Below are 16,507 nucleotides of genomic sequence, written 5' to 3'. Positions count from 1 at the left end.
ACGAAAGACCCTATGCGCTGAGCGAGGCGGGCGGGGCGAGCGGGATACGGGCCTCGTCGTACCGGGTCAGCAGCAGTCGAGCCAACTCCGGCGATGCGCCCAGTACATCGGCGAGCACGTCCGCGCCGGCGGCCCCCGTGGCGATACGGTCCGGGAGCCGGCCGGGTGCGATGACGTACGGGGCGACCGCCACCCGCCGCACACCCTCGGCCCGCAGGGCGCGTACCGCGTCCTCGGTCCGCGGAAGGGATGCGGAGGCGAACGCAGGCCGCACGGAACACCAACCGGTGTGCCGCAGCTCCCGCGCGATTTCAGCGATCACTGCGATCGCCTCCGGGTCCGTGGAGCCCGCCGAGGCCAGGACGAGCCCGGTCGAGCACCGTTCACCGGGACGGATCCCGGCTTCGAACAGCCGCCGTTCCAGCGCCGAGTTCAGCAACGGCGACGGGCCGAGCACCTCGGCCTGCACGATGCGCAGCCGGCGCAGACGGGTCCGGGCCTCGTGCAGCACCGTCGGGATGTCGGACTTGGCGTGGAAGGCCCGCGTGAGGAGCAGGGGAAGCGCGATGACGTCCCCCGCTCCCTGCGCGGCCAGCCGTTCCAGCACCCTGGGTACCGAAGGCGCGTTGAAGTCCAGGAAACCGGTCTCCACGCGCAGTCCCGGCCGCAGCGACCGCACCCGCGCGGTGAGCGCGTGCACGGTCGCGGCGTGCCGCGGGTCGCGGCTGCCGTGGGCGATGACGAGGAGTACCGGGGCGGTCATGGTGCGGCTCAGTTCCTGACGAGGAGACCGCGGCTGCGCAGCACCCACCGCTCCAGCGGACTGAAGATCAGCAGATCGATCGCGATACCGACGAACAGGATCAGGATGATGGCGAGGAAGATGCCCGGCATGTCCGCGTTGTTGCGGCCGTTCTCCAGCAGCTGACCGAGCCCCAGCCCGAGGTCGGGGGAGGACGCGATGATCTCGGCTGCCATCAGCGAACGCCAGGAGAACGCCCAGCCCTGCTTGAGCCCCGCCAGATAGCCGGGCAGTGCGGCCGGCAGCACGATGTGCCAGGTCCCGCGCAGCCCGGTGGCGCCGAGCGTGCGGCCCGCCCTCAGGAACAGCGGGGGGACCTGGTCGACGCCGGAGACCAGGCCGTTGGCGACCGAAGGGACGGCGCCCAGCAGGATCACCGCGTACATCATCCTGTCGTTCAGCCCGAGCCAGATCACGGCCGGTGCCACCCAGGCGACCGACGGCAGGGACTGCAGCCCGGACAGGATCGGGCCGATCGCGGCCCGTACGAACCTCACCCGGGCGACCAGCAGACCCAGCGGCGTGCCGATGGCCACGGCCAGCAGGAAGCCGAGCAGACCACGCGAGATGCTGGTCCAGACGACCTCCAGGAGCGTCCCCTGAAGCCACATGTCCAACGCGCTGTGCCACACCGCGGCCGGTGAGGGCAGCTTGTAGTCGTCGGTGACCTGGGCCTCGACCAGCAGCTGCCAGACGACGACCACCAGCGCCACCGCGAGCACCGGCGGAAGCACCTTGCGCAGCAGCACCTCGCGCACCGGGGTACGGCGCACCTGCACGGCGTCCAGCGCGTCGAGTCCGGCCTCCAGACCGGCCAGGTCGTCGGGCTTCGTGTCAGTGCTGGCCATGACGGCGGATCTCCCCACGCAGTTGTTCGGTGATCTCGACGGACAGTTCCGCGACGGCGTTGTCCTCGATCCGGCGCGGCTGCTCGATGTCGACCGTCCATTCACGGGCGATCCTGCCGGGGCGGGACGACAGCAGGACGACCCGCTCGGCGAGCCGCACCGCCTCGCGCACATTGTGTGTGACGAAGAGGACCGAGAGCCTCGTCTCGCGCCAGATCCGGGTCAGCTCGTCATGCAGCACATCCCGGGTGATGGCGTCGAGCGCCGCGAACGGCTCGTCCATCAGCAGCAGTTGGCTGTCCTGGGCGAGGGCCCGTGCCATGGCCACCCGCTGCCGCATCCCGCCCGACAGCTCGTGCACACGCTTCCCGTACGCCCCGCCCAGCCGTACGAGTTCGAGCAGCCGCTCCGCCTCCGTGCGGCGCTCGGACTTGGCCACGCCGCGCAGCCGCAGCGCGAGTTCGATGTTCTTGCCCGCGGTCAGCCACGGGAACAGGGCGTGCTCCTGGAACATCAGGGCCGGCCGCCCGCCGGGGGTCTCGATGGACCCCGCGGTCGGGCGGTCGAGTCCGGCCACCAGGTTGAGCAGCGTCGACTTCCCGCACCCGGAGGCCCCCAGGAGGGTGACGAACTCGCCCGGTGCGACATCGAGCGTGATGTCGTCGAGGACGGGCTGCTGCCCCTTCGGCCCGCCGAAGGACTTGGAGACATGGGTGATACGGGCGGCGTGCCCGACCGCCGTACGGTCCTCGGCCTCGGTGAGGGTGGTCGCCATGGTCGTCACCTCCTGGAAATCCTGGGTTCGGGTGGCTTACTTGACGCCGAGACCGGCGTCGGCGACCTCGGGCCTGCCCGCGGCCTTCAGGACCTTGTTCAGCGGCCTCAGGTCGTAGATGCCGTCGAGGTCCGGCTTCTCCAGCAGCCCGGCCTTCACCGCGTGCGCGGCCTCCGCGTCCAGCGTGGCGGCCAGCGGGTCGTCGGTGATCTGGATCGACTTCCACGCCGGGTCCAGGACCTCGGAGGGCAGCGCCTTGCCGGTCAGCTCTTTGAGCGCGGCGTTGGCGGAGGCCTTCGCCTTGTCCGGGTTGGCGTTGATCCACGCGTTGGTCTTCACCGAACCGCGCAGCACCGCCTCGACCACATCGGGGTGCTCGCTCAGGAACTGCTGCGACACGATGATGTTCGTGATCACGAACTTGTTGTCGGGCCACAGGGTCGACTCGTCGAGCAGTTCCTCGGCGCCCTCGGCGACCAGCTTGGACGCGGTGGGCTCGGGGACCCAGGCACCGTCGATGGAACCGGACTTGTAGGCGTCCGGGGTCACCTTGTTGTCCGTACGGATGACGGAGACGTCACCCTTGCCGCTCTGGGCGTCGACCTTCCAGCCCTTCTCGGAGATCCAGTTGAGGAAGGCCACGTCCTGCGTGTTGCCGAGCTGCGGAGTGGCGATCTTCTTGCCCTTGAGGTCGTCCAGGGTCTTGATCTTCTTCGGGTTGACGACCAGCTTCACCCCGCCCGAGGCGGAACCGCCGATGATCCTCAGGTTCTTGCCCTTGGACTTGGTGAATCCGTTGATCGAGGGCGAGGGGCCGATGAAACCGATGTCGATCGACTTGGCGTTGAGCGCCTCGATCTCGGAAGGGCCGGCGTTGAACTGGGAGGTCTTGAGCAGGGTGCCGCCGAGCTCCTTCTGGAAGATCCCCTCCTGGTCACCGACCAGCGCGGTGGCGTGCGTCAGGTTGGGGAAGTAGCCGATCCGCACGGTGTCCGTGGAGAGCTTCTTCGCGTCGGCGGCGACGTCCGACTTCCTGGAGTTGTCGCTCTTCGCCTCGGAGCCGTATCCGCAGGCGGTGAGCGCGGCGGCGAGCAGCGGCAGGACGGCGGCAGCGGAGAGACCGCGGCGCAGCGTGGTACGGGGGGCAGGCACGGGAGGCTTTCCTCTCGTTGGCCCGGTGCTCGCGTCCCTCGGGATCTACGGGGACGCGGCCGGGAGATCGGCAGGTCTTCGTCTGAACTGGCTGTGCTGGTGGTGCGGTCGGTGCGAGTGGGCGCGCAGGCAGTGCGCGTACGTCATCGCGCACATCGCGCGACCCCGCCCTGGCCGCTGCCGAGGGCGCCGCTGCCGACGCGACCGCCCTCCTTGGCGAACGTGGAGTAGACGTCGATGTCCATCAGAAGTCCCATGCGTCGTCGTCGGCGGCTGTGGCTGCCGCCCGGGCGTCGGCCGCGGCGGCGAACGAGGCACCGGCCATGCCGGCCGTGAGCGTGGTGCCGTCCGCCGGGTCGATCAGGAGGAAGGAGCCGGTGCGCCGGGAGTCCGCGTACGCGTCGAGTGCCAGCGGCTCCGCGGTGCGGACGACGATCCGGCCGATGTCGTTGGCGACGAGCCGGCCGGGCGCCGGGTGCTGGGAGAGGTCGTCCAGCGCGAGGCGCGAGGGGATGTCCTTGACGATCGCCTTGACGGTGCGGGTGGTGTGCTTGAGCAGCACCCGCTGGCCGACGGTGAGCGGCTGGTCGGCGACATGGCAGACGGTCGCCTCGACATCCTGCGTGACCGCCGGCGCGTCGTCGGCCGGTGCGATCAGGTCACCGCGCGAGATGTCGATGTCGTCGGCCAGGCGGATCGTCACCGACTGGGGCGCCCAGGCGATGTCCACGCTCTCGCCGAGCGCGTCGATCGCGGTGACCGTCGTCGTACGGCCCGAGGGCAGCACGGTGACGGCCTCGCCGACACGGAACGCACCGGCCGCGATCTGCCCCGCGTAGCCCCGGTAGTCGGGGTGCTCGGCGGTCTGCGGACGGATGACGTACTGGACCGGGAAGCGGGCGTGGCAGGCGGTGAGGTCATGGCTGACCGGCACCGTCTCCAGGTGCTCCAGGACGGTCGGGCCGCCGTACCAGTCCATGTGGGCGGACGGCTCCACGACGTTGTCGCCGGCCAGTGCGGAGATCGGGATCGCAGTACACCAGTTTTCCTGGGGGTCCCCCCCAGACCCCCAGCCGGGTACGCCCAGGGACGCGGCGTACGCGGTGAACTCCTCCGCGATGGAGGCGAAGACGGGCTCCGCGTAGTCGACCAGATCCATCTTGTTCACGGCCAGCACCACGTGCGGCACCCGCAGCAGCGCGGCGACCGCGGCATGGCGGCGGGTCTGCTCGACGACTCCGTTGCGGGCGTCGACCAGGACGACGGCCAGCTCGGCGGTCGATGCCCCCGTCACCATGTTCCGGGTGTACTGCACATGCCCCGGGGTGTCGGCCAGGATGAACCGGCGGCGCGGGGTCGCGAAGTAGCGGTAGGCGACATCGATGGTGATGCCCTGTTCGCGCTCGGCCCGCAGCCCGTCGGTCAGCAGCGCCAGATCGGGTGCCTCCTGCCCCCGGTTGCGCGAGGCGTGTTCGACGGCTTCCAACTGGTCGGCGAGGACCGACTTGGAGTCGTGCAGCAGCCGTCCCACGAGGGTGGACTTGCCGTCGTCGACGGACCCCGCGGTGGCGAACCGCAGCAGGGTGGTGGCCGACAGCTGCTCCGGGTGCCGGTTGAGTGTGGTCATCTAGAAGTACCCCTCGCGCTTACGGTCTTCCATCGCGGCCTCGGACATCTTGTCGTCGGCACGTGTCGCGCCCCGCTCGGTGAGCCGGGAGGCGGCGATCTCGTCGATCACGGCGTCCAGGGTCGTCGCGTCCGAGTCGACGGCGCCGGTGCACGACATGTCGCCGACCGTGCGGTAGCGGACCTGCCGGGTCTCGACCCGCTCGCCCTCCTTGGGGCCGCCCCAGTCGCCCGCGGTCAGCCACATGCCGGAGCGGCTGAAGACCTCGCGCTCATGGGCGAAATAGATGTCCGGGAGCTCGATGCCCTCGCGCGCGATGTACTGCCAGACGTCCAGCTCGGTCCAGTTGGAGATCGGGAAGACCCGGACGTGCTCGCCCGGCGCGTGCCGGCCGTTGTAGAGCTGCCACAGCTCGGGGCGCTGGCGGCGCGGATCCCACTGGGAGAACTCGTCGCGCAGCGAGAAGACCCGCTCCTTGGCGCGTGCCTTCTCCTCGTCACGGCGTCCGCCGCCGAACACGGCGTCGAAGCGGTGCTGCTGGATGGCCTCGGTCAGCGGCACGGTCTGCAACGGGTTGCGGGTGCCGTCCGGGCGCTCACGGAGCTTGCCGGCGTCGATGTACTCCTGCACGGAGGCGACGTGCAGCCGCAGCCCGTGGCGCGCCACCGTGCGGTCGCGGTACTCCAGCACCTCCGGGAAGTTGTGCCCGGTGTCGACGTGCAGCAGCGCGAACGGCACGGGCGCGGGCGCGAAGGCCTTGAGCGCCAGATGCAGCATCACGATGGAGTCCTTGCCGCCGGAGAAGAGGATCACCGGCCGCTCGAACTCGCCCGCCACCTCGCGGAGGATGTGCACGGCCTCGGACTCCAGGGAGTCCAGGTGGCTGAGTGCGTACGGATTGTCGGTGCCGTCCGGCACGGTCGCGACGGTCGTCACGCCGCCCCCCTCTCGCTCAGCAGCGCGTACAGCTCCGCCGCGGACTCCTGCACGGTCTGACGGTGCGACTCGATCCGCAGATCCGGCGACTCGGGTGCCTCGTAGGGGTCGTCGACCCCGGTGAGCCCGCTGATCTCGCCCGCCGCCTGCTTGGCGTAGAGGCCCTTCACATCACGTACGGAGCACACCTCGACCGGGGTCGCGACATGCACCTCCAGATACGCGGTCCCCTCGGCCCGGTGCCGCTTGCGGACCGCGTCCCGGCTGTCCGCGTACGGGGCGATGACCGGGACCAGCACCTTCACGCCGTTGGCCGCCAGCAGCTCGGCGACGAAGCCGATCCGCTGGACGTTGGTGTGGCGGTCCTCGCGGGAGAAGCCGAGACCTGCGGAGAGGAACTCGCGGATCTCGTCGCCGTCGAGCACCTCCACGCGATGGCCCTCGCCCCGCAGCCGCCCGGCGAGTTCGTACGCGATGGTGGTCTTGCCCGCGCTCGGCAGACCGGTGAGCCAGATGGTGGCTCCCGTCTCCGTCACGCTCATCGAGGTCTCCTGATCAGTCGTCATCAGTCGTGCAGCCCGCACTCGGTCTTGCCCCGGCCGGCCCAGCGCCCGGCACGTGCGTCCTCGCCCTCCAGCACCCGGCGGGTGCAGGGCGCGCAGCCCACGGAGGCGTATCCGTCCATCAGCAGCGGGTTGGTGAGAACGCCGTGCTCCGCCACGTACGCGTCGACGTCGTCCTGCGTCCAGCGGGCGATCGGCGAGATCTTGACCTTCTGCCGCTTCTCGTCCCAGCCGACGACCGGAGTGTTCGCGCGGGTGGGGGACTCGTCGCGGCGCAGCCCGGTCGCCCAGGCCGTGTACGGACTCAGGCCTTCCTCAAGGGGCTTGACCTTCCGCAGCTTGCAGCACAGGTCGGGGTCGCGGTCGTGCAGCCTCGGTCCGTGCTCGGCGTCCTGCTCGGCCACGGACTGCCGCGGGGTCAGGGTGATGACGTTGACGTCCATCACCGCCTCCACGGCGTCGCGGGTGCCGATCGTCTCGGGGAAGTGATAGCCGGTGTCGAGGAAGACCACGTCGACGCCCGGGAGGGCGCGCGAGGCGAGGTGCGCCACGACCGCGTCCTCCATCGAGGAGGTGACGCAGAACCTCTTGCCGAACGTGCCGGCGGCCCACCGGAGGATCTCCGGCGCGGAGGCGTCCTCCAGCTCCCGGCCCGCGCGTCCGGCCAGCTCCTCCAGCGCGTCCGAGCCGAGTTCTCCGGTCTGCAGGGTGTCCGTCATATCGCGTCCCCTTCAACGTCGTTGCGCGTCAGACCCCGGGTCAGCAGCCCCAGGAACTTCAGCTGGAACGCGCGGTTGCAGGAAGCACATTCCCAGGCCCCGTGCCCGGTCTCGTGCGGGCGCAGGTCCTCGTCGCCGCAGTACGGGCAGTGGAACGGTGCTGCGCGCTCGCTCATGACAGCGACTCCGTACTCGCGCGCGCCGCCCAGGTCGCGAACCGCTCGCCGTCCTCGCGCTCCTCCTGGTACCGGCCCAGCACCCGCTCGACGTAGTCCGGCAGCTCGGCCGAAGTGACCTTCAGGCCACGGACCTTGCGGCCGAACCCGGCCTCCAGACCCAGCGCGCCGCCCAGGTGAACCTGGTAGCCCTCGACCTGATTGCCGTCGGCGTCCAGGACGAGCTGGCCCTTGAGGCCGATGTCCGCGGTCTGGATGCGGGCGCAGGCGTTGGGGCAGCCGTTGATGTTGATGGTGAGCGGCTCGTCGAAGTCCGGCAGACGGCGCTCCAGTTCGTCGATCAGCGAGGCGCCGCGTGCCTTCGTCTCGACGATCGCGAGCTTGCAGAACTCGATGCCGGTGCAGGCCATCGTGCCGCGGCGGAACGGGGAGGGCCGCACCTGGAAGTCGAGCGCCTCCAGACCGGCGACCAGGGAGTCCACCTGGTCCTGTGCCACGTCCAGGATGAGCATCTTCTGTTCGACGGTGGTCCGCAGCCGGTCCGAGCCGTGCGCGGCGGCGAGGTCGGCGATCTTGGCGAGGGTGGATCCGTCCACGCGGCCGACCCTGGGGGCGAAGCCGACGTAGAAACGGCCGTCCTGCTGCCGGTGCACGCCGACGTGGTCGCGCCAGCGGCTGCTGGGCTGCTCCGGGGCGGGGCCGTCGAGCAGCGGACGCTTCAGGTACTCGTCCTCCAGCACCTGGCGGAACTTCGCGGGCCCCCAGTCGGCCATCAGGAACTTCAGACGGGCGCGGGTGCGCAGCCGCCGGTATCCGTAGTCGCGGAAGATGCCGACGACTCCGGCCCAGACGTCCGGGACCTCGTCGAGCGGCACCCAGGCACCCAGCCGCTCGGCCAGCCTCGGGTTGGTGGAGAGCCCGCCACCGACCCAGACGTCGAAGCCCGGACCGTGTTCGGGATGGACCACACCGACGAACGCGATGTCGTTGATCTCGTGCACCACGTCCTGCACGGGCGAACCGGAGATCGCTGTCTTGAACTTGCGCGGCAGGTTGGAGAATTCCTTGTTGCCGATGTAGCGGTCGTGGATCTCGTCGACGGCGGGTGTGCCGTCGATGATCTCGTCGGCGGCGATACCCGCCACGGGGGAGCCGATGATCACGCGGGGGCAGTCGCCGCACGCCTCGGTGGTGGAGAGACCGACGGCCTCCAGCTTCTCCCAGACGGCCGGGACGTCCTCGATGCGGATCCAGTGCAACTGGATGTTCTGCCGGTCGGTGATGTCCGCGGTGCCGCGCGCGTACTCCTGCGAGATCTCACCGATGACCCGCAGCTGCGCGGTGGTCAGCCGTCCGCCGTCGATCCGCACCCGCAGCATGAAGTACCTGTCGTCCAGCTCCTCCGGCTCCAGGATCGCGGTCTTGCCGCCGTCGATCCCGGGCTTGCGCTGGGTGTACAGACCCCACCAGCGCATGCGTCCGCGGAGATCGTTGGGGTCGATCGAGTCGAATCCCCGCTTGGAGTAGATCGTCTCAATGCGTGTCCGCACATTGAGACCGTCGTCGTCCTTCTTGAACTGCTCATTGCCGTTGAGCGGAGTGTGGTGCCCCACGGCCCACTGGCCTTCGCCACGGTGGCGTCCGGCCTTGCGGCGGGGCGTGGTGGTCGCAGGCTGTTCCGGGGTAGCGGCCATGACGGTACGTCCTTCGGGACTGCAGGAGGGCGGCTCTGAACTGCACACTCGCGCTGAGGCGCGGCGGTGCGCAGGGTTTGACGGAGAAAAGAGGAACGCGGCGGTGCTGGGACTCTCAGCTCGCCGGACAGATGGCGCTGGACACGCGGCCGAGATCGACGTGGCGTCGACTCACCAAGGCAATTCCAGTTCCAGGCATGACGGAAGCGTGTCACGCGCATCTCCGAGCAGTCCACCACTATCCATGATGTGGACGAGAGTGTCCCGTCATGCGAGACGTGTGGTGTCTGTCACTCCATCCGTCCGGGTCGGGTCGCCCGTAATGGCCGCAATCACCCCGATCGGCGCCGGAGCCGTTCTCCTGGCACTACCGCCCCGACCCCGGCCACGGTCCCGGTGTCGCCACCTCGGGCTCCAGCTCCACCTTCGTGTCGAACAGCCGGAAACCGCGCCGCAGGTAGTTGTCCATGGCGTGCGGGCCGTCCTTGGAGCAGGTGTGCAGCCAGACCCGCTTGGTCGGCGTCCGCTCCGGCCGGCGCTCGGCCAGGTCCCAGGCGCGGGCGACCCCGTACGAGAGCAGATGGCCGCCGATCCGGCGCCCCCGGAAGGCCGGTATCAGTCCGAAGTACATGATCTCGACCACGCCGTCGTCCTGCGGGTCCAGTTCGATGTATCCGGCCGGCGTGCCGTCGACGTACGCCACCCAGGTCTCCGCGCCGGGCCGGTCCAGGACCTCCTGCCACTGCGCGTACGTCATCGAGAGCCGGTCCGTCCACTGGATGTCGCCGCCGACCGCCGTGTAGAGGAACCGGCTGAACTCGGGGAGCGGTACCTCCGAGCGCACGATCCGCACGTCGCCCTCCGGGACCGCGGCGGGGCGCAGATCGTCGGGGGAGGTCTGTTCCAGGGACCAGATGGTCACCTCGGCGGTGGTGGCAGCGGTGCGCGCGGGGTTGTTCATGGCTGCCAGGGAACCATGCCGCGCGGTCCCGGCCCAAGCCGGTCCCGCCGCTCGGGACGGCCGGGCGCCTTCGGTACCGGGCCTGGTGCTGTGACCGGAGAGGTTCACCGGCGCGACGCCCGGCACGGTACCTCGCCGCGTTGTCGCATCACCCGAGTGCGGCCGGCACGAGGGCGATCCTCCGCCTTGCGACGCACCGCACCGGACGCGGCGAGCCTCCCGGCAAACCTGCCGGCCACAGCGCTAGCCGGCCGTACGCGCCCTGACCACCACCGGCGCGGTCGAGCGCGGCAGCAGATCGGCCGGGTGCTCCGGGTGGATCACCTCCACCTCGACCCCCTCGCCGAAGCGGTACGGGCGGTGCGCCAGTACCTCCGCCAGATGGCGCCTGATCCGTGAGATCTCCGCCCGCACCGTGACCGTCCGGGTCGCGTCGCCGAAGATGTCCTGCGCCAGCTCCGACGCCGTACGCCCCTCGCGGTGCAGCGCCAGGGCGTACAGCAGCTCCGCGTGGCGCGGCGAGAGCCGCTGTGTCCAGGTGCTGACCGCACTCGCCACATTGACCGTGAGACCGCGCGGCCGGCTCAGATCCAGTACCACCCGGCGCCGCGACTCGTCCGAGGGCCCGTCCGTGACCTGCACCAGCCAGCCGCCGGACAACGGCTCGATGCGGCACATGCCGAGCGACGGCAGCCACACCCGGCCCGGCCGCAACGACTTGGGCAGCGGCAGCCGGTCGACGGGCGGCATCCCGGTGACCCCGGCGAGCCACCCGTGGGTGTCCACCGCCAGGGCCCGGCCGCCCAGCCTGCACAGCAGCGGCGCCGCCACCGATCGCAGCCGGTCGATCGCCTGCAGATGACGGTTCTTGATCTCGCTCTCGGCGAGCCGGGCGACCGAACCGACCAGGGCGAGCGAGGCCGGATGGAACGTGGACGCCGGACCGCTGAGGTCGACGATGCCGATCAGCCGGTTGTCCCGCGGATCGCGCACCGGGGACGCCGCACACGTCCAGCTGTGCAGACTCCGCACGAAGTGCTCCGACGAATGGACCTGGACCGGTGTGCGCGAGACGAGCGCCGTGCCGATCGCGTTCGTCCCCATGCTCGCCTCGGCCCAGGCCGCGCCCTCCGCCAGACAGATGTCGTCCGCCCGGCGCAGCACCCCCGTATTGCCCTGGCGCCACAGCACCCGGCCCTCCACATCGGTGATCACCACGATCTGCTGGGCGGCGTCCGCGAGGGAGACCAGGCTCTCGTTCAGCAGCGGCATCACCTCGCCCAGCGCCGACGCCCGGCGCCGACGCTCGATCTCGTCCATCTCCAGCAGCACGCTGTCGGTGGACTGATCCGGATCGACACCGCTGCGCAGCACCCGGTCCCACGAGGCGCCGATCTCCGCCCGCGGAGCGGCCGGAGAACGCCCGCCGGAGAGCCTGGCCTCCCTGGCCCGGTGGATCACGCGCAGAGCCTCGACGGACTGCGGTACGGCCGATCGCGCCACCACGGCAGGGCTTGTCTCCACGCTCATTCCCCCAGATGCCAGAACCGGCTCGACGGCCCGCGGACCCATCCTGCCCGCTGTGAGGGGACCGATACTGCGCACTCCGCACAATGGTTGCAACCCTTTGCAACTCTGGCGAGCGGGTGCGGGTCCGTACGAGAGTGGCGGAACACCGTACGGCGGGGCCTGCGCTCCCTGTTCGGTGTGCACAGCATGGAGGGTGGTGCCGTGTCGGCGCAGCACCACCCTCCGTTGCTGTACGTCCGCCTCAGGGACGCCCGTTCGACTCGCACCGGGCGCGCCCCGCCCCCGGAACCGGCCCGAGCCGAACGGAAGGGCCTATCGCTCCACGGGCCGGGCCCGTTCCACGACCGAGCCCAGATCGAGGCTGTGCGGCAGTGTCCCCAACGCCGCGCCCCGGTCCCCGCCCAGCCGTGACGCGCAGAACGCGTCGGCCACCTCCGGCGGCGCCCAGCGCACCAGCAGCGAGCCCTGCAGCACGAGAGCCATCCGCTCGACCAGCCGACGGGCCCGCGCCTCGATCCCGTTCAGATCGGCCAGCTCCGTCAGCATGTCCTTGATCGCTCCGTCCAGCCGGTGATCGGCACCCCGTGCCCTGCCGACCTCCTGGAGGAACGCGTTCAGCGCCGACGGCTCGCGCTGCAGCGCCCGCAGCACATCCAGGGCCTGTACGTTCCCCGAGCCCTCCCAGATCGAGTTGAGCGGCGCCTCGCGCAGCAGCCGGGGCATTCCGGACTCCTCGACGTAGCCGTTGCCGCCGAGACACTCCAGCGCCTCGGCCACCATCGGTGTGCACCGCTTCGTCACCCAGTACTTCGCGGCGGGCACCGCGATCCGCAGGAAGGCCCGCTCGCTCTCCGAGTCGGCGTCGTACGCGGCCGCCAGCCGCAGCGCCAGCACCGTCGCGGCCTCCGACTCCAGCGCCAGATCGGCCAGCACATTGCGCATCAGCGGCTTGTCGATCAGCACCCCGCCGAAGGCGCTGCGGTACGTGCAGTGGTGGATCGCCTGTGCCACCGCCTGCCGCATCAGCGCCGCCGAACCGACCACACAGTCCAGCCGGGTCGCCGCCACCATCCCGATGATGGTGCGCACCCCCCGCCCCTCGTCACCGACCCGGCGCGCCCACGTCCCGTCGAACTCGACCTCGCTCGACGCGTTGGAGCGGTTGCCCAGCTTGTCCTTCAGCCGCTGGATCGCGAACGTGTTGCGGGTGCCGTCGGGCAGCACCCGGGGCAGCAGGAAACACGTCAGACCCTCCGGCGCCTGCGCGAGGACCAGGAAGCCGTCGGACATCGGGGCCGAACAGAACCACTTGTGGCCGGTGAGCAGGTACTCACCCGGGGCCGCCAGCGGCTCGGCCCGCGTCGTGTTGGACCGTACGTCCGAGCCGCCCTGCTTCTCCGTCATGCCCATCCCGAAGAGCACACCGGCCTTCTGCGCGGCGGGCCGCAGCTCCTGCTCGTACACCGTCGAGGTCAGCAGTGGTTCCCACTCGGCGGCCAGTGCCGGATCGGTCCGCAGCGCGGGCACCGCCGCGTGCGTCATCGACAACGGACAGCCGTGTCCCGCCTCCGCCTGCGTCCACACCAGGAAGCCGGCCGCCCGCCGCACATGACCGGCCGGCCTGCCCCAGGCGTCGGTCAGACCGGCGGAGACCGCATGGCCCAGCAGCCGGTGCCAGGCCGGATGGAACTCCACCTCGTCGATGCGGTTGCCGTACCGGTCGTGGGAGCGCAGCACCGGCGGATTCCCGTTCGCCTGCGCCCCCCACTCCTGCGCCTGCGCGGAGCCGGCGGCCCTGCCCAGCTCGCCGAGCTCGACCCGCGCCGTGGCCAGAAGTTCGGGTGGCATGTGACGTTGCACGGCCTCGGTGAGCGCGAGGTCGGCGGCGAAGACGTCGTAGCCGTTCAGCGGCGGTACCTGGTTGGACACTGTGTGGGTGGTGGCTGCCATGCCGATACGGTAAGGACGTGCAGGCAGCAAACGAAACACCCGAGCGGCCACCGGGGCGGCTCCACCGCGCCCGAGTCCTCTACCGCAACGTATCCAAGCGGCAGATGGTCTGGCAGTTGCTCAAGGACACCATCAACTCGTGCATGGAGTACCGCATTCTGGGACTCGCCGCCGAGGCGGCGTTCTTCACCCTGCTGTCCCTGCCACCGCTGCTGCTCGGTCTGATCGGGCTGCTCGGTTATGTCGACGAGTGGACCAACACCACCACGGTCGCCTCCATCGAGCGGAACATCCTCAACGCCGCGCAGACGGTGCTCAGCGAGCGGGGCGTGAACGACTTCGCCAAACCGCTCCTGGCGGACGTCACCACCGGCGCGCGGCCCGACGTCATCTCGATCGGCTTCGCCATCGCGCTCTGGTCCGGCTCCCGCGCCGTCAACGTCTTCATCGACACGATCACGGTGATGTACGGACTCGACGGCCAGCGCGGCATCGTCAAGACGCGGCTGCTCTCCTTCCTGCTGTACGTCGTCGCGCTGCTGCTCGGCGCCGTCGTGCTGCCGCTGCTCGTGGTCGGCCCGGACAGGGTCGTGGAGTTCATCCCCTGGGGCACCGAGCTCATAAGCGTGCTGTACTGGCCGCTGGTGATACTGCTGTCGATCGCGTTCCTGACGACGCTCTACCACGTGTCCGTGCCGGTCCGGTCGCCGTGGATCGAGGACGTGCCGGGGGCGCTGGTGGCGCTCGCGATGTGGGTGCTCGGCAGTTTCCTGCTGCGGATCTACCTCACCAGTACGGTCGAGGGGCCCACGATCTACGGTTCGTTGGCCGCGCCGATCGCCGTCCTGCTGTGGATCGGGATCTCCGCGTTCGCGGTGCTGGTGGGGGCGGCGGTCAATGCCGCCATCGACCGGGTGTGGCCCTCGCTGGCGACGGCCGCCGCGCGCGCGGCCAACGACCGGGTACGGGCGGCCCAGGCCGCGGAGTTCGTGGCCCGGACGCAGGCGGAGAACCAGGACGGCGACCTGGACGACGACGGGGAGGACGACGACGGCGGCAGCCCCTACATGCCGTCCGAGTTCCCGGAACGCTGGTCGAGATTCCTGCCGCCGGACGACGTGAAGTCCCGGCTGCAGCCGAGCCGCGACAAGGAGCCGGACCGGCCGGACCGGCCGGACGGCTCGTCCGGCGGGTGAGGACGTCCGCCGACTGGTCGGGGGATGCGGGTGGGGCGGCCGGTGAGGGTGGTGCGGCCGGGATCGTCGGCGCCGGACTCCCCGGGGGTGCCAGGGTGTTGTCGTCGCGCAGGGCGACGAGATGCGCGCCCGGCGTACGGCGGTCGACCTCGGCCGTGACCGTCGCGCCGCTGTCGGTGACGAGCTCCATCGGTGCCGTCATGACCGCGACCGGGAAGCCGATTCCGTCCGCCGACGAGATGAGCGTGTGAGGCATGGGCGACAGGTACGAGGAGTGGGCGTCGAGGTTCGACGGCGCGACCCTGTGGACGCTGGGCGTACCGGACGGAGCGGCCCATGCGGTGCTGCCGGACGGCTGCATGGACCTGCTCTGGATCGACGGACGGCTGCTCGTCGCGGGACCCGACACCCGCGCCACGACGGCGGCCGTCGGGACCGGCGGGCGGTACACCGGAATCCGCTTCGCACCCGGCACGGCCCCCGCGCTGCTCGGTGCGCCGGCGCACGAACTGCGCGACCGCCGGGTCGATCTCGCGGACCTGTGGCCGGGCGCGCTGGTCCGGGAACTCACCGAGCGCCTGGCACAAGCCCCCGACCCCGCTGCCGGGCTGGAGACCATCGCGCTGAGACGAGCGGTCGACACGGCTGCGCCGGACCCGCTGATGCGGTCCGTCGCCACGCAGCTCGGTGACGGCCGGTCCGTCGCCGACATCGCGTGGACTGTGGGCCTCGGCGCCCGTCAGCTGCACCGCCGGTCACTCGCGGCCTTCGGCTACGGGCCCAAGACGCTCGGCCGGATCCTGCGGCTGCAGCGTGCGCTCGCCCTCGCCCGGTCCGGAACGCCCTACGCCGAGGCGGCGGTCGCGGCAGGCTGCGCCGACCAGGCCCACCTCGCACGGGAGATGCGCGACCTGGCCGGGACGACCCTGACCGCCCACCTGGAGCCTCGTGAGACGCCCGGACGGGCAGCGGGCTCAGAGCCTGTCGGGTGACCTCCGACCGGGCGGCCACGCCCCGGCACGCGCGTTTCCCGCGTCGTCGTCGGTCGCCGATGCTCCTTCCCCGAGCTCTCAGCTGCGTTCGAGCAGGGGAGACCCCATCCGGCTCCCTCCTGCGCCTCAAAACCGCACGCACCGGATCGCGTCCGCCATCCGGTCCGAGGTCAGCCGGCGGGCTCTCAGCCGTTCGCGGCGAACAGCGACACCGCGCAACCGTCCGGGTCGAGGACCGTCGCGTAGCGCTGCCCCCACACCGCGTCCCACGGCTTCAGATGCCCTCGGTACCCGGCGCCGGTCAGGTCGTCGTACACCGCGTCCACCTCCGCCGGGCTGTCGCAGAGGAAGGCGAGTGAGAGGCGCTCACCGCCGTGCGGCGGAGACCATTCGGGATCGAACGAGCGGGTGACCTCCTCGGTGTCCCACAACAGACGCTGCCCGCCCGGGAGCGTCACTTCGGCATGGGGTGCGGATTCCGCGTCGGCGGGGATGTCGAGCCCGAGCCGTCGGTAGAAGGTGAGCGATGCGGCCAGATCCGCGGTGATGATGCCGATCGCGTCCATGCGTGGAGTCATGCTCCGAC

17 protein-coding genes are annotated in these 16,507 nt (G+C 70.7%); 2 read left to right on the top strand and 15 right to left on the bottom strand.

Going from position 1 to position 16,507, the window contains the following annotated elements:
- Window positions 1–10 precede the first annotated feature (10 nt).
- The 14 genes from ACIQCZ_RS15075 to ACIQCZ_RS15010 form a co-directional block, all read right to left on the bottom strand.
- Window positions 11–763 (bottom strand): sirohydrochlorin chelatase, encoded by a 753-nt coding sequence (locus tag ACIQCZ_RS15075; RefSeq protein ID WP_402282567.1) that lies wholly within the window; start codon window positions 761–763, stop codon window positions 11–13.
- An 8-nt stretch (window positions 764–771) separates the two neighbouring features.
- Window positions 772–1,650: an ABC transporter permease gene (locus ACIQCZ_RS15070; RefSeq protein ID WP_402282566.1), complete on the bottom strand. Its 879-nt coding sequence runs from the start codon at window positions 1,648–1,650 to the stop codon at window positions 772–774.
- Window positions 1,637–2,425, bottom strand: coding sequence for an ABC transporter ATP-binding protein (locus ACIQCZ_RS15065; protein WP_402282565.1), 789 nt, complete (start codon window positions 2,423–2,425; stop codon window positions 1,637–1,639). The genes ACIQCZ_RS15070 and ACIQCZ_RS15065 overlap by 14 nt, the downstream gene beginning before the upstream one ends.
- 36 nt (window positions 2,426–2,461) lie before the next feature.
- Window positions 2,462–3,577: an aliphatic sulfonate ABC transporter substrate-binding protein gene (locus tag ACIQCZ_RS15060; RefSeq protein ID WP_402282563.1), complete on the bottom strand. Its 1,116-nt coding sequence runs from the start codon at window positions 3,575–3,577 to the stop codon at window positions 2,462–2,464.
- A 244-nt stretch (window positions 3,578–3,821) separates the two neighbouring features.
- A complete protein-coding gene (locus ACIQCZ_RS15055) occupies window positions 3,822–5,204 on the bottom strand; it encodes a sulfate adenylyltransferase subunit 1 (protein WP_402282561.1) in 1,383 nt (460 codons plus the stop codon).
- Window positions 5,205–6,140: a sulfate adenylyltransferase subunit CysD gene (cysD, locus tag ACIQCZ_RS15050; protein WP_402282560.1), complete on the bottom strand. Its 936-nt coding sequence runs from the start codon at window positions 6,138–6,140 to the stop codon at window positions 5,205–5,207.
- Window positions 6,137–6,682, bottom strand: coding sequence for an adenylyl-sulfate kinase (gene cysC / locus ACIQCZ_RS15045; protein WP_376220848.1), 546 nt, complete (start codon window positions 6,680–6,682; stop codon window positions 6,137–6,139). The genes cysD and cysC overlap by 4 nt, the downstream gene beginning before the upstream one ends.
- Window positions 6,683–6,705: 23 nt before the next feature.
- Window positions 6,706–7,422 carry a phosphoadenylyl-sulfate reductase gene (locus ACIQCZ_RS15040; RefSeq protein WP_402282558.1) on the bottom strand — a complete coding sequence of 239 codons (717 nt, stop codon included), beginning with the start codon at window positions 7,420–7,422 and terminating at the stop codon, window positions 6,706–6,708.
- Window positions 7,419–7,598 (bottom strand): hypothetical protein, encoded by a 180-nt coding sequence (locus tag ACIQCZ_RS15035; protein ID WP_402282556.1) that lies wholly within the window; start codon window positions 7,596–7,598, stop codon window positions 7,419–7,421. Before ACIQCZ_RS15035 ends, ACIQCZ_RS15040 begins: the two co-directional genes overlap by 4 nt.
- Entirely contained in the window at window positions 7,595–9,292 is a 1,698-nt protein-coding gene (locus ACIQCZ_RS15030) for a nitrite/sulfite reductase (protein ID WP_402282554.1), read from the bottom strand. The genes ACIQCZ_RS15035 and ACIQCZ_RS15030 overlap by 4 nt, the downstream gene beginning before the upstream one ends.
- 115 nt (window positions 9,293–9,407) lie before the next feature.
- Window positions 9,408–9,491 carry a putative leader peptide gene (locus ACIQCZ_RS15025; RefSeq protein ID WP_317864749.1) on the bottom strand — a complete coding sequence of 28 codons (84 nt, stop codon included), beginning with the start codon at window positions 9,489–9,491 and terminating at the stop codon, window positions 9,408–9,410.
- Window positions 9,492–9,659: 168 nt separating this feature from the next.
- Entirely contained in the window at window positions 9,660–10,253 is a 594-nt protein-coding gene (locus ACIQCZ_RS15020) for a GNAT family N-acetyltransferase (protein ID WP_376220841.1), read from the bottom strand.
- A 243-nt stretch (window positions 10,254–10,496) separates the two neighbouring features.
- Window positions 10,497–11,783 carry a GAF domain-containing protein gene (locus tag ACIQCZ_RS15015; protein WP_402282552.1) on the bottom strand — a complete coding sequence of 429 codons (1,287 nt, stop codon included), beginning with the start codon at window positions 11,781–11,783 and terminating at the stop codon, window positions 10,497–10,499.
- A gap of 312 nt (window positions 11,784–12,095) precedes the next feature.
- The gene (locus ACIQCZ_RS15010; RefSeq protein WP_402282550.1) at window positions 12,096–13,733 is read right to left on the bottom strand and encodes an acyl-CoA dehydrogenase family protein; all 1,638 of its coding nucleotides are present in this window, start codon (window positions 13,731–13,733) and stop codon (window positions 12,096–12,098) included.
- Window positions 13,734–13,750: 17 nt separating this feature from the next.
- On the opposite strand from ACIQCZ_RS15010, the gene ACIQCZ_RS15005 reads away from it, so the two are divergent.
- Window positions 13,751–14,929: a YihY/virulence factor BrkB family protein gene (locus ACIQCZ_RS15005; protein WP_402282549.1), complete on the top strand. Its 1,179-nt coding sequence runs from the start codon at window positions 13,751–13,753 to the stop codon at window positions 14,927–14,929.
- 254 nt (window positions 14,930–15,183) lie between these two features.
- A complete protein-coding gene (locus tag ACIQCZ_RS15000; RefSeq protein WP_402282547.1) occupies window positions 15,184–15,921 on the top strand; it encodes a DUF6597 domain-containing transcriptional factor in 738 nt (245 codons plus the stop codon).
- A gap of 185 nt (window positions 15,922–16,106) precedes the next feature.
- On the opposite strand, the gene ACIQCZ_RS14995 is transcribed toward ACIQCZ_RS15000, so the two are convergent.
- The gene (locus tag ACIQCZ_RS14995) at window positions 16,107–16,499 is read right to left on the bottom strand and encodes a VOC family protein (protein WP_402282545.1); all 393 of its coding nucleotides are present in this window, start codon (window positions 16,497–16,499) and stop codon (window positions 16,107–16,109) included.
- Window positions 16,500–16,507: the final 8 nt, after the last annotated feature.

The sequence above is a fragment of the Streptomyces sp. NPDC093149 genome, assembly GCF_044754145.1.
Classification (GTDB): Bacteria; Actinomycetota; Actinomycetes; order Streptomycetales; family Streptomycetaceae; genus Streptomyces.
Note: the sequence above shows the minus strand (reverse complement) of the source record. Positions and strands in the feature narration are given on the sequence as shown.